Below are 23,884 nucleotides of genomic sequence, written 5' to 3'. Positions count from 1 at the left end.
TAATCTTGATAACTATAATGATGATGGGACTATTAAAAAAGGCATTATGGTTAGCGGTAAGAAAACAAAATTAATATGGATTAAATGAATACTTAATGAAATTTTAAATTTCTATTGCTTTTTATTTTATATGTGTTATCATATTATTATAACGTAATATTAAGATATAATAATATACAAAAATAATAATATATAAATATAGATTTTCTAGGGAGGCATAAACTATGTTTAACTCAAAGATTAAAAATGTCAGTGCAGAAGAGGCATATAAGCTTATAAGTGGTGATAAAGAATTTATTATTTTAGATGTAAGAACTAAAGAGGAATATGATAATGGTCATATTCAAGGAGCGAGACTTGTTCCAGTTCAGATTCTTCCTATGAAACTTGCTGAATTTGATAAGTATAAAGATAGGCCGGTACTAGTTTATTGCGCATCTGGTGGAAGAAGCCCAAGAGCAGTGGATACTTTGGCAAATAATGATTTTAAAAATATTTACCATCTAAGTCGTGGAATATCTTCTTGGAGATATGGTCTAACTAGATGATGCTCGGATAAAATTCACATGATGCTCAGTATAAAATCAAAGATGAAATAATGATAAAGCTAGTAAATCAATTAAAAGAATAAGAGGGGGGAATATTTGTGATAAAAAAAATATTAATTGTAGGCGGGGTAGCTGGTGGAGCTTCAGCAGCAGCAAGGCTGCGACGACTAGATGAAAATGCAGAAATAATTATGTTTGAGAGAGATGAATACATTTCTTTTGCAAATTGTGGGTTACCTTATCATATTGGTGAGGTAATAAAAGAAAGAAATAAGCTTTTAGTACAAACACCTGAGAGTATGAATGCTAGATTTAACATAGATGTAAGAAATAACAGTGAAGTAACTTCCATTGACGCGAGTAAAAAGGTTGTAACAGTTAATAGTAAGGCTAAAGGCACTTATGAAGAAAGTTATGATTATTTAGTGTTATCACCAGGAGCAAAAGCAATTAAACCTAATATAGAAGGGATAAACAGTAAAAGAATATTTACTTTAAGAAATATACCAGACACTGATAACATTAAAGCATATGTGGATAAAAAGGGTATTAATAGTGCGGTAGTTATTGGTGGAGGATATGTTGGTGTGGAAATGGCTGAAAACTTAAAAGAAAGAGGTCTTAAGGTTACTCTAGTAGAAGCAGCACCTCATATAATGGCTCCTTTTGATACAGATATTGTTGTAACCGTCGAAAAAGAAATTTCAGATAATGGTGTAGAAATAATTTTAAATGATGGAGTTAAAGCTTTTAAAGATACTGAAGATGGTGTTGAAATAACTTTAAATAGTGGTGCAAAATTAAGCGCTGATATGATTATATTGGCAATAGGCGTGTTTCCTGATACTGGATTTGCGAAAAAAGCTGGTATTAAAGTAGGCGCTAAGGGTCATATATTAGTAAATGATAAAATGGAAACTAGTGCAGAGGGGGTATTTGCAGTAGGTGATGCTATTGAAGTTGTAGATTTTATAAACGAAACAAATACTGCAATACCACTAGCTGGTCCTGCAAACAAGCAAGGTAGAATAGCAGCCGATAATATTGCTGGTTTAAAAACTACGTATAAGGGAACTCAGGGTACTTCAATTATAAAGGTATTTGGTTTAACAGCTGCAAGTACAGGTAATAATGAAAGAACTTTAACAAGACTTAATATCCCTTATAAAGTTATATTTGTACACCCTGCAAGTCATGCTTCATATTATCCAGCGGCTCTTTCTATGACATTAAAACTTATTTTTAATGATGAAGGTAAAATACTTGGAGCTCAAGGTGTAGGTTATGATGGAGTGGACAAGAGAATAGATGTACTTGCTACAGTTATTAGACTAGGGGGAACAGTAACTGATTTAACTGAATTAGAACTATCCTATGCACCGCCTTTCTCATCAGCTAAGGATCCAGTAAATATGGCAGGCTTTGTTGCTGAAAATGTGTTAGAAGGAAGAATGGATGTATTAACTCCAGATCAGTTTATGGCCTATGATAAAGAAAATACCACGTTATTAGATGTTCGTACTGAAATGGAATTTAATAATGGACATATTGAAGGGGCTATAAATATTCCTGTAGATAGTTTAAGAGAAAGAATTGGTGAACTGGACACAAATAAAGAAATTATTGAGTATTGTCAGGTAGGATTAAGAGGATATGTAGCTGCAAGAATTTTAGCTCAAAAGGAATTTAAGGTTAAAAACTTAACTGGGGGATATAAATCAGCTTCAAGTTTAAATTTTAAACTAAATAAAGCTAAAATTAGTGATAAGGCGAAAAGGCAGAGTTTAAATCTTGATACTCAAGTTATAAAGGACGAAGTAGCTATTGAAATTGACAATTATGATAAAACTCTCGATGCATGTGGACTATGTTGTCCTGGACCACTAATTCAAGTTAAAGCTAGTATTGACGATTTAAATGAAGGGCAAATATTAAAAGTAACAGCAACTGACCTTGGTTTTTATGAGGATATTAAATCGTGGTGTAATAAAACAAATAATGAATTAATAGATTTAAGAAAAGAAAAAGGCATGGTTTATGCATTTATTAAAAAAAAAGGTAATAATCTTACCAAAGTAAATAAATCATTTCCATCAGATGTAGTGGAGAGAAACAATAAAACAATGGTAGTTTTTAGTGGCGATTTAGATAAAGCTATTGCGGCATTTATTATTGCAAATGGAGCAGTTGCAATGGGTAGTAAAGTTACTATTTTATTTACATTCTGGGGTCTTAACATCATACGGAGACCTGAAAAAGTATCTGTAAAAAAAGGTTTAATAGATTCAATGTTTGGAGTTATGATGCCAAGAGGAAGTAAGAAACTTAAACTTTCACAAATGAACATGATGGGAATTGGAGCTAAAATGATCCGATCAGTAATGAAGAATAAAAATATAAGTTCTCTTGAGGACTTAATAAAATCAGCAATTGATAGCGGAGTGGAAGTAGTAGCTTGCTCAATGTCCATGGATGTTATGGGAATTACAAAGGAAGAACTTATTGATGGAGTAAAAATTGGTGGAGTAGGTTATTACCTAGGTCAAACTGAAGATTCAAATGTAAATCTATTTATTTAATAATATATAAAAAAGTACCTACAGAATAGACACCTTTTTCAAGGTGTCTATTCTGTAGGTGCCATATTTTTGTGCCCATACTTTTTTTAATTATGCTAATTGAAATTTCAACCTATAATTATCTGTATTTATATTTGTATCTTCAACATGTTGATGTAAAATGGGCAAAATAAAGAAAATTTATATCATACTAAATATTGTCGTTTGACATTAATAGAAATAGGATGTAAAATTTTATTAGCATATGCCACCAACGAAGAACATTTAAGAATTTAAAAAAGTATATGAAAAGTAAGGAGAACATTAATGGCAAGACCAGTTAAGAATAGAAGAGTGGAAAATTTACCACAATATACATACTTTGTACCTGCAGGTAGAAGGAAATGTGAAATTGAAGAAATAATTATAAAAGTTGAAGAGTTTGAAGCCATGAGGCTTAAAGATGTTGAAGAACTAAATCAGGAAGAATGTGCGAAGAGAATGCTAGTTTCAAGACAAACTTTTCAAAACATAATCGATAGTGCACGAAAAAAGATTGCTATAGCTTTAATAGAGGGAAAAGCTATAAATATAAGTGGTGGAAACTACACAAGAAATATATGTCAATTTAGGTGTACATCCTGCGATAATACCTATGAAATAAAATATGAAGAAGATAGAAAAATTTGTCCATCATGTGGTTCGCAGCAAGTTACTTGTAATAAAAGAAACAGTTTTTGTCACGGGAAATGTAATAAACAGACTATCACTGATAAATAATTTTATAAGTTTTTGCTTAAATTAGATTTTTATTTATCATAAATTGACAATAATAATCAATAGCATTATAATATAAATGGCATATGACAAATAAAAAAGAAGAGGTGATAGTGTATGGCTGATTGTAAAAGTTGTCCATCAAATGGTGAATGTGATAACAAAGACACATGTAGCATAGAAAATAATCCATTAAATAAAGTTAAAAACATTATTGGTGTCATGAGTGGTAAAGGCGGCGTAGGTAAATCAACAATATCAGCGCTTATTGCGCATGAACTTAATAAAAAAGGATATAAGGTTGGTCTTATGGATTCGGATATTACAGGTCCAAGTATACCAAGGTTGTTAGGTATTAAAGATGTGAAACCTGTAATGAGTGAATCTGGTATTATACCAGTTAGGACTGCTGAGGGTATTGATGTTATTTCAATGAATCTTCTTGTGGAAAATGAAGAGGATCCAGTTATTTGGAGAGGACCAGCAGTTTCTGGGGTTGTTAAGCAGTTTTGGACTGACGTTATATGGGGAGAACTTGATTATTTAATTATAGATATGCCTCCTGGCACTGGAGACGTTGCTTTAACAGTAATGCAATCAATACCAATTACAGGAATAGTAATGATTTCAACGCCACAGGACTTAGTGTCTATGATTGTTGGAAAAGCAATTAATATGGCCCATAAGCTTAACATACATATATTAGGATTAATAGAAAATATGAGTTATATTATTTGTCCAGGATGCAGTGAGAAAATAAGAATCTTTGAATCAGATAACATAGATGAATTCTTAAATAAAAATGACTTGGATTTGCTTGGAGAAATTCCAATGTGTAGGGAAATTGTTAATATTTCTAACAAAGGAGAGTATAACTTAAATCCTGAATTAACAGAGATAGCTGAAAATATTATTAATAAAATTATTAATAATATAAAAAAATAAAAAATGGGGGTAAAAAATATGAAAATAGCAATACCTAATAATGGAAATATGGTGAATCAACATTTTGGAATGAGTGAAAGTTTTGTAATTGCAACTATAGAAGACAAAAAAATAGTAAGCATTGAAGAAATATCTGCAGTGGAACTTGCACATCAGCATCAGGGATTGGCAGACTTACTTACAAAGCATGGAGCAACAGTAGTTATTACTGGTGGAATTGGTGGAGGCGCAATTAGCGGTCTACAGCAGAATGGCCTTGAAGTAATAAAGGGAGCATCTGGTGAATATAAAAAGGTTCTTTGCGAATATATTAATGGAACACTTACAGATAAAGATGTAACCTGCAATCATCATGGTGAACATCATCACCAATAAAAAAAGGAGCACAGTTGTGCTCCTTTCTTCTGTTATTTCTAAAATTTTATTGCACATCAACTGAAGTATTAATAAGATTATCTAGTGAATTAATATTAGTTTGATATTCGGTTATCATAGTATTTAAGAACTCAGAGTTATTAGAATCAGAACTGCCAGCTAATAACTCACTAACAATTTTGAGTCCAATGTGCTCACCTTGGACTGCTTCTTTAAGATAACTGGTAGTATCAGTAGTACCAATATGTTTTATATTTGATATAGTTTCCGCTACGACACCTTGAATACCTATACCATTTGATGGATTACCTCCAAGGTCCTGTATTTTAGTAGAGAGTTGGGTGGTATGTTGCTTATGAATTTGTTGTATTTTTTGTAGTTCACTTTTTGTATTAGCATCATTAGCATGCTCGATTAGCTCATCAAAACTGTTAATAGCCATATATTCGCCTTCTAGAATTGAATTCAAATTTTTAATGTTTTCACTATTCATATTATCAACTCCTCAATATTTATTTTGCCCAAATAGATGATACTTATTAAAAAAATAAAAATAAAAATAAAAATAAAAATATGTTATATAGAAAGATAGATATATTACGTTTACATGCAAAATTGGTACGTTTACATGGAAATAGTATTAAATCTAAGAACAAGTTAGATAATTGTGTCTAATTGCCCTAAAATACGAATAACACAACCAAATGCTCGTAAAATAACGATTGAAGTGGATTGGTCCATATAGTATAATAAATCTTGTAATGGATTAGTCCATTAATCCAATATGCTTTGGGAGGAATTTTTATTAACATCGAGATAAACAAAAAAAATGGAATACCACTTTATATTCAAGTTAAAAAGCAAATCATGGATGAAATAAAAAAAGGAACTCTCAAGGTTGGAAGAAAAATGCCTACAGAAAGAGAATTGTCTGCGATGTTAAAAGTAAGCAGAAATACTGTAAGCACTGCGTATAACGACTTGGAACAAGAAGGTGCGTTAAAATCCTATCAAGGGAAGGGAACTTTTGTAGTTGAAGAATCTATATCTTGGGAAAGTTTAGATATCGAAAATAAGATAATGAAATTCATTGATTTAGGATTAGAGGAAGCACTAGAAATTGGAATGAAACCAGAAGAATTTCTAGATTTAGTAAATCAAAGGGTAAATGAAAAAAAACAAATAATGGATAAAATCATAGCGATATACGTAGAGTGTAATATAGAACAAGCTAAAATGTTTAGTAAGCAACTTAGTAAAAATAGTAATATGGATGTAATGTTCTTAATGGTAAACGATTTGATAAAGATGGACAAGGATACTAAAGATAAGATTGAAAGTGCCGAGTTTATAATAACCACATTCAATCACATTAATGAAGTTACAAATTTAACTGCTGGGCTTAATAAAGAAATTTTAGGAGTTTCTATAACTCCAAATTTAGAACCAATAGTTAAGATAGCTAGATATGGTGCAAATACAAAGTTTAGCTTTATATGTATCTCTGAAGAGTTTATATTCAAAATAAGGGGAGCTTTAGAAAAGGCAGGATTATCTGATGTCGATATAATATATGCTAATACTACTGATGACAATGAACTTAAGGATATTATCCAAAAATCAGATGTGTTGATAGTGTCCCCAGGTAGATATAGAGATGTTAAACGTGCAAATTCAGATAATAAGGAAATAATTGAATTTCTATATAGTCTAGATGAGGGCTCAGTAAAAGCGCTTAGGTCAAAGATTATTGAAATAAAGTTCAAAAAATAATGTGTTAAAAAATTATTTAGGAGGCTTTTAAAAAATGGAAAAAAAGACTTTAATTTTAGGAGTAATAGGTTCAGATTGTCACGCTGTTGGTAATAAGATTTTAGATTATGCTTTAACGGAAGCAGGTTTTAATGTTATAAACATAGGAGTACTATCGCCACAAGAGGATTTTATAAATGCAGCAGTTGAAACTAATGCAGATGCAATAATAGTATCTTCCCTTTATGGGCAAGGAGAAATCGATTGCAGAGGTATGAGGGAAAAATGTGATGAAGCAGGATTAAAAGGAATATTACTTATTGTAGGTGGAAATATAGTTGTAGGAAAACAAGATTGGAAAGAAGTGCACAGTAGATTTAGTGCAATGGGATTTGATAGAGTATATCCACCAGGAACAACACTCGAAACAACAATACATGATTTAAATGAAGATTTGAAAATATCATAAAATCAATAGGAGTGATATAAGTGGATGCATATTTGCTTGTAGATTTTGGGAGTACATATACGAAATTAACTGTTGTAGATATAGCAAAAGAAGAAATAATTGCTACGGCTAAAGATATAACAACAATCGAAGACAATATAATGATTGGCTATGAAAAAGCCTATGCAAAAATAGAACCAATATTGAAAGATAAAAATGTTAATTTTATTAATAAATTAGCATGCTCCTCAGCTGCAGGAGGTCTTAAGATGATTGCTATTGGACTAGTACCAGATTTAACTGCAGAAGCTGCTAAAAGAGCAGCACTTGGAGCTGGGGCTAGAGTATTAAAAGTATATAGCTATGAATTAACATTGACTGAAATTGAAGAAATCAAAAATTCAGACTTGGATATAATACTTCTTGCAGGTGGAACTAATGGTGGCAACAAGGAATGCATTATACACAATGCAAAAATGCTAGCTGATAATGAAGTTAAATTACCGATAGTAGTAGCTGGGAATAAAGTAGCAAGCGATGAAATAAGACAAATATTCACTGATGCTAAAATGTATTTCAGCATTACTAAAAATGTAATGCCAATGTTAAGTAAACTAAATGTAGAGCCAGCCAGAGAAGAAATTAGAAAAGTCTTTATGGAAAAAATAATAGATGCTAAAGGGTTAAGCAATGCAGAGGATTTAGTGAAAGGCATTTTAATGCCAACGCCAGCGGCAGTTCTAAAGGCGGCTACGGTACTCAGCGAAGGCAGTGATGAAGAAAAAGGCCTAGGAGATTTGGTAGTTATAGACATTGGTGGAGCAACCACAGATGTGCATTCTATAGCAGAAGGAGAACCTACAAAGGCCGGTGTTACAACAAGAGGTCTAGAAGAACCTTTTGCAAAACGAACTGTCGAAGGTGATCTTGGTATGAGATATTCAGCAGTTTCTCTGAGGGAAGCAGCTGGTAGTAGGAAAATGAGGAAATATCTAGGCGACACAGAAAGAAAAATTGATATTGAAGCAAATTGTAAATATAGAATAGAGCATATAAAAATGGTTCCTACAACTAAGGAAGAAATAGAATTTGATGAGGCTATGGCGAAAGTAGCCACAGATATATCTATGGAGCGACATGTAGGTACTATAGAACACACAAACACTCCTATGGGAGCTATGTACACTCAAACAGGAAAAGATCTTATGGAAGTAAAGTATATGATAGGTACAGGTGGAGCATTAATACATAGTGATAATCCACAAGGAATTTTAAAAGCGGGAGCCTTTAGTGCAGAGAATCCAACGTATTTAAAGCCGCGGGATGCAATGTATTTGATTGATAAAACTTATATATTATCTGCAATGGGTTTATTGTCTCAAGATTACCCAGATAAAGCTGTTAGAATCATGAAAAAGTATTTAGTAAAAGTATAATTAATTAGGAGGTAATTTCAGTGGAATTAAGAAATAAAAAATGGACGGATGAAGAGTTCTTTGAGGTTAGAAAAGAAGTAGTAAGTCAATGGCCAACAGGTAAAGAGGTAGATTTAAAAGAAGCTGTAGAATATAACAAGAGAATTCCAGAGCATAAAGACTTTGCAAAAAAATTAATAAAAGCTAAAGAAGAAGGAGTAACACTCGCACAACCAAGAGCAGGTGTTGCGTTAATTGATAAGCATATCGAATTATTAAAACACTTAGAGGAACAAGGCGGAGCAGATTTACTACCAACTACAATAGATAGTTATACAAGACTGAATAGATATGATGAATGTGAAATTGGAATACAAGAAAGTTTAAAGGCAGGAAGATCTTTACTAAACGGATTCCCAGGAGTTAATCATGGAGTTAAAGGTGGTAGAAAAGTTTTTGAAGCTGTAAATTCTCCATTGCAAGCAAGACACGGAACTCCAGATGGAAGATTATTAGCTGAAATCACTCATGCTTCAGGTTGGACTTCAAATGAAGGAGGCGGCATTTCTTACAATATTCCATATGCTAAAAATGTAACTTTAGCAAAATCAGTTTCAGATTGGCAATATTGTGATAGACTTGTTGGCTTTTATGAAGAACAAGGAGTCTCATTTAATAGAGAGCCTTTTGGACCATTAACAGGAACTTTAGTGCCACCTAGTACGTCAAATGCAATTGCAATAATTGAAGCTTTACTTGCTGCAGAGCAAGGAGTTAAAAATATTACAGTTGGATATGGTCAGTGTGGAAATTTAATACAAGATGTTGCAGCTATAAGAGCATTAGAAGAGCAATGCGACGAATACTTAAAAGCTAATGGATATAAAGATATATATTTAACTACAGTATTACATCAATGGATGGGAGGCTTCCCTGAAGATGAAGCGAAAGCTTTTGGAGTTATAGCTACGGGAGCTGCAACAGCAGCACTTGCAGGAGCAACAAAAGTAATAGTTAAAACTCCTCATGAGGCTATAGGAATTCCTACTAAAGAAGCTAATGCTATGGGAATAAGATGTACAAAGATGACTTTAAACTTATTAAAAGGCCAAAGGATGCCTATGTCTAAAGAGTTGCAAACAGAGATAGAAGTAATAAAGGCTGAAACAAAGTGTATGTTAGATAAGATGTATGAAATCGGAAAAGGCGATTTAGCTATAGCAACAGTTAAAGGATTTGAAATGGGGATTATTGATGTACCATTTGCACCAAGTAAATATAATGCTGGTAAAATGATGCCTGCAAGAGATAATAATGGAGCAATAAGATACCTGAAATTTGGGAATCTACCATTTACACAAGAATTGAAAAATTTCAATATGAAAAAACTTGAAGATAGAGCAAAATTTGAAAACAGGGATATAAGCTTTCAAATGACTATAGATGATATATTTGCAGTAGGAAAAGGTGTACTTATAGGAAGACCACAAAAGAAATAAATGTATAGATGATTCAAAGTTACAAAAATTTATAGAAGGACAGGTGTATATTATGAAAATTATTGATGTAGTGTGTTCAACAGGAAGAACAGGATTTTATTTTGACGACCAAAGAGCTATAAAAAAAGGTGCAGACCATGATGGATTTACATATGTAGGTGCGCCAGTAACAGAAGGATTTACATCAATTAGACAAGCAGGAGAATCAATATCAGTAATGATTATACTTGAAGATGGTCAAGTAGCTTACGGAGACTGTGCAGCAGTACAATATTCAGGAGCAGGTGGAAGAGATCCATTATTCCTTGCAAAAGATTTTATACCAATTATAGAAAAAGAAATAGCACCAAAGTTAATAGGTAGAGAATTAGAAAGCTTTAAAGCACTTGCAGAAGAGTTTGATCATATGTTAGTTAACGGTAAAAGACTTCATACAGCAATGAGATACGGAATAACTCAAGCTATTCTAGACGCTGTAGCAAAAGCTAAAAAAGTAACTATGGCAGAGATTGTACGTGATGAATATAAAACTGGAGTAGATATCAAGAGAATTGATATTTTCACACAATCAGGTGATGATAGATATGCTAGTGCAGATAAAATGATAATTAAGGGTGCAGACGTAATGCCTCACGCACTTATAAACAACGTAGAAGAAAAATTAGGACTTAAGGGTGAAAAATTACTCGCTTATGTTGAATGGTTAAAAAATAGAGTATTAAAAATAAGAACTAGCGAGAATTATAATCCAATATTCCACATAGATGTATATGGAACAATAGGACTAGCTTTTAATAATGATATAAAAGCTATGGCAGATTATATAGCAACACTCGAAGAAGCTGCAAAACCATTTAAGTTAAGGATAGAAGGACCTATGGATGTTGAGCATAGAGAAAGACAAGTTGAATCATTAGCTGGATTAACAGCAGAACTTGATAATAGAAAAATTAATGTGGAACTAGTTGCAGACGAATGGTGTAACACATACGAAGACGTAGTATTATTTGCTGATAAGAAAGCAGGCCACATGCTTCAAATAAAAACTCCAGACTTAGGTGGAGTTAACAACATAATTGAATCAATACTATACTGCAAAAAACAGGGCCGTGGAGCATACTGTGGTGGAACATGTAACGAAACTAACAGATCTGCAGAAGTTTGCACAAACATAGCTATTGCTTGTGGAGCAGATCAATGCTTAGCAAAACCAGGTATGGGTGTAGATGAAGGTTACATGATAGTTAACAATGAAATGAATAGAGTTGTAGCTCTAGTTAATAGAAAAAAATAAGCATAATAAATATGGGATGATTTTCAGAGGCGGTTTATTTAAACTGCCTTTTCCCCTTTTCCTATATTGAAATATTGATTTAAAAGGAGAGTAACAATGAAAGAAATAAATGTAGCTGAAATAACAAAAACCGTAAGAAATTTATGTATAGATGCTAATTACTATCTTTCTGATGACATGAGAAATAAATTAACAAAGGCTAGAGAAGAGGAAACTTGGGATATAGCTAAAGGTGTTTTAGATAAGATTTTAATAAATGCAGATATAGCTAAAAATGAAAAAATGCCAATGTGTCAAGATACAGGGATGACTTGTGTATTCATAGAAATTGGCCAAGATGTCCATATAGTAGGAGGCAGCCTTTACGAATCTATTAATAAAGGTGTAGCAGCAGGATATGAAGATGGATTTTTAAGAAAGTCAGTAGTTAAAGACCCAATAGACAGAGTAAATACAAAAGATAACACTCCAGCAGTTATATATTATGATATAGTTCCAGGGGATAAGTTTAAAATAACTGTAGCTCCAAAGGGTTTTGGTTCAGAAAATATGAGTCAGATTAAAATGTTAAAACCTTCAGATGGTCTTAAAGGGGTTAAGGAATTTATTCTAAAAGTAGTAAAAGAAGCTGGTCCTAACCCATGCCCACCAATAGTTGTAGGTATAGGATTAGGTGGGACTTTTGATAAGGCAGCTAATCTTGCTAAAAGAGCAGCGATTAGACCTACTGAAGAGGCAAACTCAAACCCTTTCTATGCAGAACTTGAAAAAGAGCTTACGCAGGAAATAAATAAGCTTGGTATAGGACCTCAAGGTTTTGGGGGAAGAACTACCGCATTAGCTGTTAATATTGAAACTTATCCAACTCATATAGCAGGTCTACCAGTTGCGGTAAATATAAACTGTCATGCGGCAAGACATGCGAGTAAAGAGTTATAATAAGGATAAGGGGAGGAAAATGTTATGGAGAAAAGAATAACTACGCCACTTACGCAAGATAAGGTTAAAGATTTAAAAGCAGGAGATAGTGTGCTATTATCTGGTGTTATATATACTGCTAGAGATGCAGCTCATGCAAGACTCGTGGACCTTATAGATAAGGGAGAAAAACTTCCGATGGATATTAAAGACTCAGTCATATATTATGTTGGACCAACTCCAGCAAAGCCTGGAAAGGCCCTTGGATCAGCAGGACCAACTACAAGCTATAGAATGGATGCATACACTCCAAAGCTTTTAGAAAAAGGCTTAAAGGGAATGATAGGTAAGGGATTAAGATCACAAGAGGTTGTAGACTCTATGATTAAAAATGGTGCTGTATATTTTGCAGCCATTGGTGGAACAGCGGCTCTAATAGGTAAATGCGTAAAAAAAGCAGAAATAGTAACATATGAGGATTTAGGTTCTGAAGCTATAAGAAGACTTGAAGTAGAGGATTTACCTATAGTTGTAGTAATAGATAGTAAAGGTAACAATCTATATAAACAAGGACAAAATGCTTATTTAGAAAGTGTACAATAAATTTGATTTAAGTTATAGTGTGAGGTGATACCATGGAAATTAATAAACCATCCAAAGCGGGAACAATGGAATCTAACGATATATATGTAATGATTATGCCAAACCCTAAGGGCGGTATTGAAATAAATCTTCAAAGTATTGTTATGAAACAGTTTGGAGAAGAAATAGAAAGAGTAATACTAGATACACTTAAGGAATTAAAAGTAGAAAATATTATAGTAAATGCTCAAGATAAAGGTGCATTAAACTATACAATAAAAGCTAGAATAGAAACAGCTACAAAAAGAGCTCAATAAGAGGTGACGTATATGAAAAAGTTGAGAAGAACTATGCTTTTTATGCCTGGTAATACTCCAGCGATGCTTCAGGATGCAGGAATTTTAGGCGCAGACTCAATTATATTAGATTTAGAGGATGCTGTAAGTCTAACAGAAAAAGACAGTGCTAGAATTTTGGTAAGCGAAGCAATAAAAAATGTAGATTATAGTAATGTAGAAGTGGTAGTTCGGGTAAATCCATTTAGTACTGAATTTGCACAAAAGGATATTGATATAATTGCAAGAGTTAAACCAGATACATTAATGATACCAAAAGCTACAGAAGAAGAACTAAAGGCTATAAATGAAATACTTACAAACATAGAAGCTCAGGAAGGGTTTGCAAAGGGAAGTATAAAGCTAATTCCAATAGTGGAAACAGCCTATGGAGTTGAAAATGTTTATAATATAATAAAATCTTGCCATAGGATAGTAGCTGTTTTACTTGGAGGAGAGGACTTAACTTCAGATTTAGGTATAAAAAGAACCAAAGAAGGAGAAGAAGTTTTCTATGCAAGAAACCGAGTAGCAATTGCATGCAGGGCAATGAAGGTGGATTCTATTGATACTCCATTTACAGATACTAATGATTTTGATGGATTATCAAAAGATACGTTTAAAGCTAAAAGCCTAGGATTCACAGGTAAAGCGGCAATAAATCCAAGACAGATTGATACAATTCATTCTGTATATGCTCCAACTTCAGAAGAAGTAAAACACGCCAAAAGAGTCCTAGAGGCTATGGAAGAAGCAGAAAAAGAAGGAAAAGGAGTATTTTCCCTAGATGGGAAAATGGTAGATGCTCCAGTTATAAATAGAGCTAAAAACACAGTAGAATTAGCAAAGCTTTTAGGTCTTATATAAAAGCTTTTTTTAAAACTACTTTAGTGGATTAGTTAATTGAGGTGATAGTAATGAAAAATATACTAGGTAGGGAAATACCTGAATATATAGAGGGTTATGGAAAAGTAACCCCTTTCGAAGGTGCATTTAAATATGTTGGCATTAAAGTAAAAAAAGAAGTAAAAGTAAGCTCTGTAACTCCTAGTGACGAAAAAGTTTTACATAGTATAGAGGAAGTTTTAGAGAAGGTTTCCTTAAAGGATGGTATGACAATTTCATTCCATCATCATTTAAGAAATGGAGACCATGTATTGAATTTGGTGGTGGATGCTATCGCAGAAAGAGGAATAAAGAATATTACCTTAGCAGCAAGCTCTCTATTCCCAAACAATGTGCCTTTAATTGGGCACATAAAAAACGGTGTAATTACTAAAATAGTGACTAATTATATGTCAGGTCCTGTGGCACAAGAAATTTCCAGAGGAATATTAAAAACACCAGTGATAATGCATACCCATGGTGGACGTGCTAGAGCAATAGAAAGTGGAGATCTACACATAGATGTAGCTTTCATTGCAGCACCTACAGCAGACACATATGGAAACATTAATGGACTATATGGAAAAGCAGCCTGCGGAGCCTTAGGATATGCAGTATCAGATGCCCAGTGTGCAGATAAGGTAGTAGCAATAACAGATAATTTGGTGCCTTATCCTACTTGCCCTATAGAAATAAGTCAAATATATACAGATTATATTCTGAAGGTAGACTCCATTGGTGATCCAGCTGGAATAGTATCAGGTACTACAAAAATTACTAAGGATCCAGTGGGACTTAAAATAGCTAAAATGGCGAATGATGTTATGGTTGCGTCAGGGCTTGTTAAAAATGAAATGTCATTTCAAACAGGTGCAGGGGGGATTTCTTTAGCTGTAGCTGCAGAATTAAGAAAGTATATGAAAGAGAATGGTATAGTTGGTAGCTTTGCGTCAGGTGGAATAACTGGATATCTTGTAGATATGTTTAAAGAAGGATTATTTAGATCATTATTTGATGTGCAGTGTTTTGATTTACAAGCAATACAATCTTATGTAAGCACTCATAAACATCAAAGAATGTCTGCTTCCATGTATGGAAATCCAGATAACAAAGGCGCAGTTGTAAATAACCTAGACATAGTTATCTTAGGTGCTACAGAAATAGACACGAATTTTAATGTTAATGTAACCACTGGTTCAGATGGGGCTATCATGGGTGGCTCTGGGGGCCATAGTGATACAGCAGCAGGAGCTAAGCTTACAATAATTGTTACACAATTAACGAAGGCAAGACTTCCAATTATAAAGGATAGTGTAACTACGATAACAACTCCAGGAGAAAGCATTGATGTTATTGTAACAGAAAGAGGAATAGCCGTTAATCCAAGAAGGACGGACATAATCCAGAAATTAAAGAAAACTAATCTTCCTATAATGACGATTGAAGAGATGAAAGCAATAGCTGAAAAGATGACAGGTAAACCAAAGGCAATTGAACTTTCGCAGGAAATAGTTGCAGTTATAGAATATAGAGATGGTTCGGTGATTGATGTGGTTAGAAGACCACTATAAGGCATAAGATAAAGCTGAAAATAATAATTTTCAGCTTTATTTTATTTATATTAAATGGTGAAATGGTAAAACTATATATATTGGATTTTATTGCGCAATAAAGATATAATAGAGTGTAGCAATAATAGGTCTTAGGGTGTGCCAGAAGCTTTCATAAGGAGGATTTCTATGTATGGATTTAACGCTGAAAAAATTAATCTAAAGGATGAAGATGAGGTAAAGAAAGTAAAAGATTTTTTGCAAACATTTGAGCTACTACTTGATGATAATGTGGATTATACCATTGTTATTAGAAAAAATGAAGAGATTAAAGCAACTTGCTCTAAGTCAAAAAACGTGTTTAAATGTTTTGCAGTTTCAGATGATTTAAGAGGAGAAGGGGTATCCGCTATATTGATGGGAGCATTATCGGATAAGCTTTTTGAGGAAGGAATTTATCATAGTTTTATATTTACTAAGGTAGAAAACACAGATATATTTACGTCACTTGGGTACAAACTTATACATAAAATAGAAAATGTAGCTCTACTTGAAAGTGGAATATATGATATAAAAAAGTATTTATATGATATGAAAAAGGAATACGATATAGATGAAAATACTCGCAAGTCAGCAATCGTTATGAATTGCAATCCATTCACCTTAGGACATAAGTATTTAATAGAAGAGGCCGCGAGGCAAAGCACAGAAGTCCTGGTATTTATAGTTGAAGAAGATAAATCTTCATTCCCATTTATCTATAGATATGCTATGGTTAAAGAAGGCGTTTCCCATTTGCATAATGTACGGGTGATTAAAGGTGGAGAATATATTATTTCGGAGGCTACTTTTCCATCCTATTTTTTAAGAAAAGAAGATGTAATACTAAAGGCATATACAACACTCGATGCATTGATTTTTGGAAGATATTTTTGTGAAACTTTAAATATAACTAAGAGATTTATAGGAGAAGAGCCTTATTGCATCGTTACAAATTCTTATAATGAGGCTTTAAAGGAAATACTACCCACCTATGGGGTAGAAGTTGTAGAGGTAAAAAGAAAAGCTCTTATGGGAGACATTATCAGTGCTTCAAAGGTTAGAAGATTAATCAAGGAAGAACAAATAGATGATATTAAGAATATAGTCCCTAGTTCAACATGGGAATTTTTAAATACTTTGGTAGGAAGGGAGATAATGGAGAGAATAAGGCTCAGCGATTCTCCACATTAATATGATATGTATACTGCAGAAGATATATTGCTAGCAAGAGAGAAAAGAATTGATTATCAAGAAGAACTAGTGAAGCGATATAAAATGCCAATACTGGTTGTTAGGGTTAATTATCCAGGCATAAATAAGGACAATCATTACTCACAAGAAATAACTGTGATTATGGATCAAATAATTTGTAAAATACTTTCTGATTCTATTAATTATAAAAAAATAGTTACAACTGCAGAAGGTCCCATTGTGATTATGTGCATAAATAAGGAAGCAAGGGATATTAAATCAATGACACTTAATTTAGAAGATAATCACATTTTAGGAAGATGTGTAGACTTAGATGTATATGATGAAAAAGGTAGAGGTATTAGTAGGAGAGATTTCGGGTTAAATATGAGAAAATGTTATATTTGTGACGACATAGCTCATAATTGTGTAAGAAGTAAAAAACACAACAAAGAAGAAGTTGAAGAATTTATTAAAAGTAGATTTGCAGAATATGGGGAGAAATTTTATGAATAATAAATATTTAATATCCCATGAAGCGTTTGTTATAGCAGGGTACGCAATTGAAGCAATGCTATGTGAAGTGGCTGCATATCCGTCACCCGGACTAGTATCATCTATATCAAAAGGGGCTCATATAGATATGGATCACTATTCTTTTATTAAAAGCACCTCGGCTCTAAGTAAGTATATGGTGTTATTTGCGCAGGAGGGATACTCAAAGAGAACCCCTAAAGAAATATTTAAGGCTATTCGAAATATTGGAATAGAAGCGGAAAAAGAGATGTTTAAGGCTACAAAGGGTGTAAACACTCATAAAGGTATGATTTTTCTCTTAGGTATAAGTTGTGCAGCCGTGACCAAAGGGATGTATGATAAGAAAAGTTTTGGGGAAATTCAAAATATAATAAAGCAAATGACTAGAGGGCTTGTTCAGGATGAATTATTTTATATGAATAAAGATAAAGCCACAAGCTATGGAGAAAAATTATTTTTAAAATATAATGTAGAAGGAATAAGGGGGCAAGTAGAGAGAGGTATACCACTAGTATTTGATTATTCTCTTGGAGTATATAAGGAAAATAAGGCTCAAAAATTAAATAATAGATTAATACATACTCTCATATCCATTATGCAACATTGTGAGGATTCGAATGTTCTTCACAGACATTCGATGGATACGTTAAAAGAAGTAAAGAAAAAGGCAATTCATATAATTTCTTTAGGCGGAATGGCTACAGAAAGTGGTAAAACGGCAGTAGAAGAACTGGACAAAGAATTTATAAAAAGCAACATAAGTCCGGGAGGATCAGCAGATTTGCTAGCCGTAACTGTATTCTTTAATTCTGTAGAGGAATATTTGAGTACTTTAACTACATTTCAGAAGGAAAGTCTCCGTCTTCTATAAGAGGGGTTATATACTATAACAAAGAGAAAACTTCAGTGGGAGACTAAATCTTCATATGAAGTCGTTAATATTGCAGCTTCGCAGAAGATGATTTAACGGAATCTCGTAATTGACTATAATAGTTACCTGCTTGGAGGGGTTTATGCTAAAGACAAAGAAATATATAGTCATATCATTAATTGTATCTCTATTCGCAGAAATATATTTTTACCCATTGGAAAGTCAACTCAAATTTTCAGTAGGGGTAATTATTTTCAACTTAAGTGTACTTATAATGGACGATATGTCAGAATTAAAAATGGCGTTTTTATGTGGCTTAGGAATATTCGTAATGAGAAATATTTTTGGAATATTACTATCACAGTATGGAATTATAGATATAATAGCTTCTAATTTTCCTTCATTAGTATATTATTTAATCTATGGAGCTTTTATTAAGCTTACTAAAGTTAGAAAATATAAAGACCATATAGTTAATACAATTTTATTATTAACATTAATAGATTCGATAAGTAACATATTTGAAGCTATGATGCGAAATAACATTAATTTACATATTATAAGAATCATATTTTTGGCAGGATTTATTAGAGCATTTTTATCTTACCTCGTTTACCTCACTTATAATAAACAAAAATTATTTATCATAGATAGTGAACATCAGAAGAGATATACAGAGCTCAATTTGTTAATTTCAAATATACAGGCAGAAATGTTTTATTTAAAGAAGTCTATGAAAGATATTGAAAAGGTGATGTCAAAAAGTTATTGTTTATATGAAACTTATAAGGAGAATGACGATTTAAGAGAAAAAACATTGGACATCGCTAGAGAGGTACATGAAATAAAGAAAGATCATTATAGAATTTTAAAAGGATTTGAATCACTTATAGATAATTTTGAAAATCAAGATGCAATGACACTCTCAAGTATTTTTACTATTATTAATGATAATACAAGCAGATATATAAAAGAAGGCAATAAAGAAATAGTAATATCATTCCATTTTAAGAATGATTTTACTATTAGGGCTTATTATAATTTGTTTGTTATTCTTAATAATTTAATAATTAATAGTATAGATGACTGTGAAAATGAAGGGTTCATTAAAATATCTGAAAAAGAGGATGAAAGTAATATGTATTTTGAAGTAACTGATACAGGAAAAGGAATTGATGAAGAGATTCTTCCTTATATTTTTAATCCAGGGTTTACTACTAAGTATGATAATATAACCGGAAAAGCATCTACGGGTATCGGACTTTCACATGTAAAAAATATTATTGAAGACTTAGAAGGCGATATAGAAGTAAAATCAGATGGAATGACGGGTACTACATTTATATTGAAAATACCTAAAAACTCATTAAATGGAGGATAACTGTGGAAAAAAGTTTTTTGATTATTGATGACGATGTTAATATTAGGAAAATGCTAGGGCTTTTAATAAAGAAAAATAACCTTGGGAAAGTTATATGTGAAATAGATAGTGGTGAAGATGCTGTGCAAGACATAATATTCTATAGTCCAGATATAGTGCTTATTGATTTTTTGTTACCTATAATGGATGGAATTGAAATAATTAAGTCTGCTAAGAGGCAAGGGTATAAGGGTAAGTTTATTATGATATCTCAAGTTGAGGATGAGTCATTGGTTTCAAAAGCCTATGAAAATGGAATAATCTTTTTTATAAGTAAACCTATAAACAGTATAGAAGTTATTAATGTTATAAGAGGAATATGTCATAATATTGAGCTTGAAAATTCGTTAGCACTTATAAAAAATGCAGTATCAAGCTTAAATAATGATAAAAGTGTAACAAAAGAATTATTTTTAGATAATCAAATAACTAATATTTTTGCCGATATAGGTATTACAGGTGCTGTAGGGAGTAATGAGCTAATAAAGATTATACATAAAATAATAGATTTTAAAAAAAGAAATCCATCATCTACATATAAGCTACAAAAAATATACAGTGAAATCGCACAGGAGGAATGTGGAGATGTAAATATAAATAAAAAGGCATTAGAACAGAGGATTAGGAGAACTATTCAGAAGGCCTTAAAAACTATAGCAGAGATCGGTTGTGATGATTATAGTAGTAGTATTTTTATGGAATATAGTACATTATTATTTGACTTCAAACAAGTAAGGCAGGAAATGAGACATATAAACAACCATTCAGATGAGCCTGGGAAAATAAATACAAAAAAATTTATTGAAAGCATTATTACCAAATTAAGCCCATGAGTATTCAAAGCATAATTCTTACATAGATAACAAAATAATATTAATAGTATGAAAAGTTAATTTATTTGTAGAAGAATTCGTAGTTTTGTGTCGTTATTTGTATAACTTCCTTATAATATATAGTATATAATAAAATATTATCAGGAGGTACAAAAAAATGGATTTTAAATTAGATATGATTCAAGCAGTAGCAGTGGCAGTTATCGTTCTATTTACAGGACAAAAAATTAAAAACAAGTTAACTTTTTTAGAAAAATATTGCATACCAGCACCAGTAATTGGAGGATTGATTTTTGCAATAATCACTTTACTACTAAAAGTAAGTAATATATTGATTTTTGATATGGATATAACGCTACAAAAATTATTTATGACAGCATTCTTTACAACTATTGGCTTTACTGCAAGTCTTAAACTACTAAAAAAAGGTGGAAAAGGAGTTTTTATTTTTTTAGGGTTAGGTGTCGCAATTGTAATTCTTCAAGATATTACAGGAGTCGCACTTGCTAAGATGTTTGGTCTAAATCCACTTATAGGTCTTTCAACGGCGTCAGTACCTATGGTAGGTGGACATGGAACTGCAGGTGCATTTGGCCCAATATTTGAAAAAGCAGGTGCAGTAGGTGCTACCACGGTAGCAATGGCATCAGCAACCTTTGGTTTAATTATGGGCAGCGTCATTGGAGGACCTATAGGGAAAAAAATAATTGAAAAAAATAATCTTTCATACCCTATGAAAACGGTTAATTCAAAGGTACATGAAGAGGCAGCAACAACCAAAGAAGACACTGTAAAACAGATAATTCCCGAGAATTTTATGGGAGCTGTATCTCAGATTTTATTAGCTATGGGGCTAGGTACAATTATATCAACACTTCTAGAAAAAACAGGGATAACTTTTCCACCATACATCGGTGCTATGTTTGCAGCTGCAATTCTTAGAAATATATCTGATTCTACAAATGCATATAAAATCCATTTAGATGAAATCGATGTCATAGGGGGTATTTCATTATCTTTATTCTTATCTATGGCGTTAATGGGATTAAAATTATGGCAATTAGCAGATTTGGCTTTACCTCTAATAGTAATGTTATTTGCTCAGACGATTTTAATGGCGTTATTTGTATATTTCATAACATTTAATGTTATGGGGAGAGATTATGATGCAGCGGTAATGGCCTCTGGTAATTGTGGATTTGGTATGGGCGCTACACCAAATGCAATGGCGAACATGGGAGCTATGACAGCAAAATATGGTATTGCTCCAAGAGCGTTTTTTATTGTTCCGTTAGTTGGAAGTTTATTTATAGATTTTTGTAACGCTGGAGTAGTTACAATGTTTATGAATTTTATTGGAAAATAATAGCTCGTTTAAATTGTACATATTAAATATTTATGGTAACTAAGCTTATTTGCTTGAGTGTTCCTAATATAATAGTTAAAATAGCGAGAAAAAATCTCGCTATTTTTTATTGCGTTATAAGGTTAAAGGAAGGTGACAAATGGATACAATTATTGATTATTATAATGAGTATGTGTATAAGAATTTATTAATTGTGAAAATCCAGAGGGTACTGAAAATATATCATCATATACATTAAAAGGAGTTTTACGGGATGAATTACATTATTATACAATCAAAGAGACAATTATTTAATGCATATTGCTTGGTTAGATAAAAAAACATAAAAGTCTGAAAATTTAATTTTTTAAAAGAAGTATTTTGTAGTATTGTGTTTTTATTTGTATAAGCTTGTTATAATTATAATATATAATATAATATAATACAATATAATACAAGGGGGATAAAAAATGGTTATAAAATTAGACATGATCCAAACAGTAGCATTAGCAGTTATCGTTCTATTTATAGGGCAAAGAATCAAGAATAAGGTAGAATTTTTAGAAAGATATTGTATACCAGCACCAGTAGTTGGTGGCTTGCTGTTTGTAATACTTACTTTAATACTAAAAATAACTAACATATTGACTTTTGATATGGATATAACGCTTCAAGCAATATTTATGACGGCGTTCTTTACAACTATTGGGTTTACAGCAAGTCTTCAATTACTAAAAAAAGGTGGAAAACAAGTTTTTATTTTTTTAGCAATAACTACGGTACTTATAATTCTTCAAGATATTACAGGAGTTACACTTGCTAAGGTATTTGGATTAAGTCCAATTATAGGGCTTTGTACTGGCTCTGTCCCTATGGTAGGTGGACACGGAACATCAGGTGCTTTTGGTCCATTATTTGAATCAAAAGGTATAGTAGGTGCCACCACAGTAGCATTGGCGTCAGCGACATTTGGACTAGTTATGGGCAGCATGATTGGAGGACCTATAGGTAAAAAATTACTTGAAAAAAATAATATTTCGTACCCTATGAAAACGGTTAATTCAAAAATTTATAAAGATGTAACGGTATCTAATGAAGACACTACAAAACAAATGATACCTGACAATTTTATGGGTGCCGCATCTCAGATTTTATTAGCTATGGGAATAGGTACAATTATATCTAGTCTTTTTGAAAAAGCAGGATTGACTTTTCCAGGATATATAGGTGGTATGTTGGCTGCCGCAATTTTAAGAAATATAGCTGATGTTACAAAGGCTTATAAGGTCCATTTAGATGAAATTGATGTTATAGGAGGTATTTCATTATCTTTGTTCTTATCTATGGCATTAATGGGATTAAAGCTATGGCAGTTAGCAGATTTAGCTTTACCTCTAGTAATAATGTTATTTGCTCAGGCAATTCTAATGGCGTTATTTGCATATTTCGTAACTTTTAATGTTATGGGAAGAGATTATGATGCAGCGGTAATGGCTTGTGGACAGTGTGGATTTGGTATGGGAGCTACCCCAAATGCAATGGCGAACATGAACGCTATGACATTAAAATATGGTCATGCTGAACGTGCATTCTTTGTTGTTCCATTAGTGGGAGGTTTATTTGTAGATTTCGTTAACGCTGGAGTCATTACAACGTTTATGAATTTCTTTATTAAATAATAAACACTTTTAATATTACAAATTCTACACCTTAATATGTTGGAAAGTATGTATTGCTTAAAATACATACTTTTCTTTTTATGAA

23 protein-coding genes are annotated in these 23,884 nt (G+C 32.3%); 22 read left to right on the top strand and 1 reads right to left on the bottom strand.

Annotated elements, in window-relative coordinates; all coding sequences use genetic code 11:
* Positions 1 to 224: 224 nt before the first annotated feature.
* From ACWJJ7_RS09425 to ACWJJ7_RS09405, 5 genes are all read left to right on the top strand, one after another.
* Complete coding sequence (locus ACWJJ7_RS09425) at positions 225 to 548, top strand: rhodanese-like domain-containing protein (protein ID WP_462961897.1); 324 nt, start codon at positions 225 to 227, stop codon at positions 546 to 548.
* A 98-nt stretch (positions 549 to 646) separates the two neighbouring features.
* On the top strand, positions 647 to 3,127 hold the full coding sequence (locus ACWJJ7_RS09420; RefSeq protein WP_462961896.1) for a CoA-disulfide reductase: 2,481 nt from the start codon (positions 647 to 649) through the stop codon (positions 3,125 to 3,127).
* A 306-nt stretch (positions 3,128 to 3,433) separates the two neighbouring features.
* Entirely contained in the window at positions 3,434 to 3,886 is a 453-nt protein-coding gene (locus tag ACWJJ7_RS09415; protein WP_462961895.1) for a DUF134 domain-containing protein, read from the top strand.
* A gap of 114 nt (positions 3,887 to 4,000) precedes the next feature.
* Entirely contained in the window at positions 4,001 to 4,828 is an 828-nt protein-coding gene (locus ACWJJ7_RS09410; protein WP_462961894.1) for an Mrp/NBP35 family ATP-binding protein, read from the top strand.
* A gap of 18 nt (positions 4,829 to 4,846) precedes the next feature.
* Complete coding sequence (locus ACWJJ7_RS09405; RefSeq protein WP_462961893.1) at positions 4,847 to 5,203, top strand: NifB/NifX family molybdenum-iron cluster-binding protein; 357 nt, start codon at positions 4,847 to 4,849, stop codon at positions 5,201 to 5,203.
* A gap of 46 nt (positions 5,204 to 5,249) precedes the next feature.
* On the opposite strand, the gene ACWJJ7_RS09400 is transcribed toward ACWJJ7_RS09405, so the two are convergent.
* Positions 5,250 to 5,696: a DUF2383 domain-containing protein gene (locus tag ACWJJ7_RS09400; RefSeq protein ID WP_462961892.1), complete on the bottom strand. Its 447-nt coding sequence runs from the start codon at positions 5,694 to 5,696 to the stop codon at positions 5,250 to 5,252.
* 296 nt (positions 5,697 to 5,992) lie between these two features.
* Here ACWJJ7_RS09400 and ACWJJ7_RS09395 point away from each other — a divergent pair, with 296 nt between their 5' ends.
* The 17 genes from ACWJJ7_RS09395 to gltS (ACWJJ7_RS09315) all read left to right on the top strand — a co-directional run bounded on the left by ACWJJ7_RS09395 (position 5,993) and on the right by gltS (ACWJJ7_RS09315) (position 23,799).
* Complete coding sequence (locus ACWJJ7_RS09395) at positions 5,993 to 6,976, top strand: GntR family transcriptional regulator (RefSeq protein ID WP_462961891.1); 984 nt, start codon at positions 5,993 to 5,995, stop codon at positions 6,974 to 6,976.
* 34 nt (positions 6,977 to 7,010) lie between these two features.
* On the top strand, positions 7,011 to 7,424 hold the full coding sequence (glmS, locus tag ACWJJ7_RS09390) for a methylaspartate mutase subunit S (RefSeq protein WP_462961890.1): 414 nt from the start codon (positions 7,011 to 7,013) through the stop codon (positions 7,422 to 7,424).
* 20 nt (positions 7,425 to 7,444) lie between these two features.
* Positions 7,445 to 8,839 carry a methylaspartate mutase accessory protein GlmL gene (glmL, locus tag ACWJJ7_RS09385; RefSeq protein WP_462961889.1) on the top strand — a complete coding sequence of 465 codons (1,395 nt, stop codon included), beginning with the start codon at positions 7,445 to 7,447 and terminating at the stop codon, positions 8,837 to 8,839.
* A gap of 20 nt (positions 8,840 to 8,859) precedes the next feature.
* Entirely contained in the window at positions 8,860 to 10,317 is a 1,458-nt protein-coding gene (locus ACWJJ7_RS09380; protein WP_462961888.1) for a methylaspartate mutase subunit E, read from the top strand.
* Positions 10,318 to 10,369: 52 nt separating this feature from the next.
* Positions 10,370 to 11,611, top strand: coding sequence for a methylaspartate ammonia-lyase (locus tag ACWJJ7_RS09375; protein ID WP_165414720.1), 1,242 nt, complete (start codon positions 10,370 to 10,372; stop codon positions 11,609 to 11,611).
* A 96-nt stretch (positions 11,612 to 11,707) separates the two neighbouring features.
* A complete protein-coding gene (locus ACWJJ7_RS09370; RefSeq protein WP_462961887.1) occupies positions 11,708 to 12,550 on the top strand; it encodes a fumarate hydratase in 843 nt (280 codons plus the stop codon).
* A 24-nt stretch (positions 12,551 to 12,574) separates the two neighbouring features.
* Complete coding sequence (locus ACWJJ7_RS09365) at positions 12,575 to 13,132, top strand: Fe-S-containing hydro-lyase (protein ID WP_462961886.1); 558 nt, start codon at positions 12,575 to 12,577, stop codon at positions 13,130 to 13,132.
* A 32-nt stretch (positions 13,133 to 13,164) separates the two neighbouring features.
* Positions 13,165 to 13,428 carry a citrate lyase acyl carrier protein gene (gene citD, locus ACWJJ7_RS09360; protein ID WP_462961885.1) on the top strand — a complete coding sequence of 88 codons (264 nt, stop codon included), beginning with the start codon at positions 13,165 to 13,167 and terminating at the stop codon, positions 13,426 to 13,428.
* A gap of 12 nt (positions 13,429 to 13,440) precedes the next feature.
* The gene (locus ACWJJ7_RS09355) at positions 13,441 to 14,313 is read left to right on the top strand and encodes an HpcH/HpaI aldolase/citrate lyase family protein (protein ID WP_462961884.1); all 873 of its coding nucleotides are present in this window, start codon (positions 13,441 to 13,443) and stop codon (positions 14,311 to 14,313) included.
* Positions 14,314 to 14,363: 50 nt separating this feature from the next.
* Positions 14,364 to 15,902: a citrate lyase subunit alpha gene (citF, locus tag ACWJJ7_RS09350; RefSeq protein WP_462961883.1), complete on the top strand. Its 1,539-nt coding sequence runs from the start codon at positions 14,364 to 14,366 to the stop codon at positions 15,900 to 15,902.
* A 168-nt stretch (positions 15,903 to 16,070) separates the two neighbouring features.
* Positions 16,071 to 17,114, top strand: coding sequence for a [citrate (pro-3S)-lyase] ligase (gene citC, locus ACWJJ7_RS09345; protein ID WP_462961882.1), 1,044 nt, complete (start codon positions 16,071 to 16,073; stop codon positions 17,112 to 17,114).
* A 6-nt stretch (positions 17,115 to 17,120) separates the two neighbouring features.
* Entirely contained in the window at positions 17,121 to 17,630 is a 510-nt protein-coding gene (citX, locus tag ACWJJ7_RS09340; RefSeq protein WP_462961881.1) for a citrate lyase holo-[acyl-carrier protein] synthase, read from the top strand.
* The gene (gene citG, locus ACWJJ7_RS09335) at positions 17,623 to 18,522 is read left to right on the top strand and encodes a triphosphoribosyl-dephospho-CoA synthase CitG (RefSeq protein WP_462961880.1); all 900 of its coding nucleotides are present in this window, start codon (positions 17,623 to 17,625) and stop codon (positions 18,520 to 18,522) included. The genes citX and citG overlap by 8 nt, the downstream gene beginning before the upstream one ends.
* Positions 18,523 to 18,664: 142 nt before the next feature.
* A complete protein-coding gene (locus ACWJJ7_RS09330; protein WP_462961879.1) occupies positions 18,665 to 19,903 on the top strand; it encodes an ATP-binding protein in 1,239 nt (412 codons plus the stop codon).
* 2 nt (positions 19,904 to 19,905) lie between these two features.
* A complete protein-coding gene (locus ACWJJ7_RS09325; RefSeq protein ID WP_462961878.1) occupies positions 19,906 to 20,775 on the top strand; it encodes a response regulator in 870 nt (289 codons plus the stop codon).
* Between the two features lie 157 nt (positions 20,776 to 20,932).
* A complete protein-coding gene (gene gltS / locus ACWJJ7_RS09320; protein WP_462961877.1) occupies positions 20,933 to 22,141 on the top strand; it encodes a sodium/glutamate symporter in 1,209 nt (402 codons plus the stop codon).
* A gap of 449 nt (positions 22,142 to 22,590) precedes the next feature.
* Positions 22,591 to 23,799, top strand: a complete 1,209-nt coding sequence (gltS, locus tag ACWJJ7_RS09315) for a sodium/glutamate symporter (RefSeq protein ID WP_462961876.1) — start codon at positions 22,591 to 22,593, stop codon at positions 23,797 to 23,799.
* Positions 23,800 to 23,884: the final 85 nt, after the last annotated feature.

The sequence above is a fragment of the Clostridium sp. CM042 genome, assembly GCF_055080995.1.
Note: the sequence above shows the minus strand (reverse complement) of the source record. Positions and strands in the feature narration are given on the sequence as shown.

What these genes read in the sequence shown, in the direction of transcription:
- citX (WP_462961881.1), top strand. Translation starts at nt 17,121, where the DNA reads ATGTATACTGCAGAAGATATATTGCTAGCAAGAGAGAAAAGAATTGAT.
- ACWJJ7_RS09370 (WP_462961887.1), top strand. Translation starts at nt 11,708, where the DNA reads ATGAAAGAAATAAATGTAGCTGAAATAACAAAAACCGTAAGAAATTTA.
- ACWJJ7_RS09365 (WP_462961886.1), top strand. Translation starts at nt 12,575, where the DNA reads ATGGAGAAAAGAATAACTACGCCACTTACGCAAGATAAGGTTAAAGAT.
- ACWJJ7_RS09410 (WP_462961894.1), top strand. Translation starts at nt 4,001, where the DNA reads ATGGCTGATTGTAAAAGTTGTCCATCAAATGGTGAATGTGATAACAAA.
- gltS (WP_462961876.1), top strand. Translation starts at nt 22,591, where the DNA reads ATGGTTATAAAATTAGACATGATCCAAACAGTAGCATTAGCAGTTATC.
- gltS (WP_462961877.1), top strand. Translation starts at nt 20,933, where the DNA reads ATGGATTTTAAATTAGATATGATTCAAGCAGTAGCAGTGGCAGTTATC.
- ACWJJ7_RS09415 (WP_462961895.1), top strand. Translation starts at nt 3,434, where the DNA reads ATGGCAAGACCAGTTAAGAATAGAAGAGTGGAAAATTTACCACAATAT.
- ACWJJ7_RS09330 (WP_462961879.1), top strand. Translation starts at nt 18,665, where the DNA reads ATGCTAAAGACAAAGAAATATATAGTCATATCATTAATTGTATCTCTA.
- citC (WP_462961882.1), top strand. Translation starts at nt 16,071, where the DNA reads ATGTATGGATTTAACGCTGAAAAAATTAATCTAAAGGATGAAGATGAG.
- ACWJJ7_RS09405 (WP_462961893.1), top strand. Translation starts at nt 4,847, where the DNA reads ATGAAAATAGCAATACCTAATAATGGAAATATGGTGAATCAACATTTT.
- ACWJJ7_RS09355 (WP_462961884.1), top strand. Translation starts at nt 13,441, where the DNA reads ATGAAAAAGTTGAGAAGAACTATGCTTTTTATGCCTGGTAATACTCCA.
- ACWJJ7_RS09400 (WP_462961892.1), bottom strand. Translation starts at nt 5,696, where the DNA reads ATGAATAGTGAAAACATTAAAAATTTGAATTCAATTCTAGAAGGCGAA.
- citD (WP_462961885.1), top strand. Translation starts at nt 13,165, where the DNA reads ATGGAAATTAATAAACCATCCAAAGCGGGAACAATGGAATCTAACGAT.
- ACWJJ7_RS09425 (WP_462961897.1), top strand. Translation starts at nt 225, where the DNA reads ATGTTTAACTCAAAGATTAAAAATGTCAGTGCAGAAGAGGCATATAAG.
- citF (WP_462961883.1), top strand. Translation starts at nt 14,364, where the DNA reads ATGAAAAATATACTAGGTAGGGAAATACCTGAATATATAGAGGGTTAT.
- glmS (WP_462961890.1), top strand. Translation starts at nt 7,011, where the DNA reads ATGGAAAAAAAGACTTTAATTTTAGGAGTAATAGGTTCAGATTGTCAC.
- ACWJJ7_RS09375 (WP_165414720.1), top strand. Translation starts at nt 10,370, where the DNA reads ATGAAAATTATTGATGTAGTGTGTTCAACAGGAAGAACAGGATTTTAT.
- citG (WP_462961880.1), top strand. Translation starts at nt 17,623, where the DNA reads ATGAATAATAAATATTTAATATCCCATGAAGCGTTTGTTATAGCAGGG.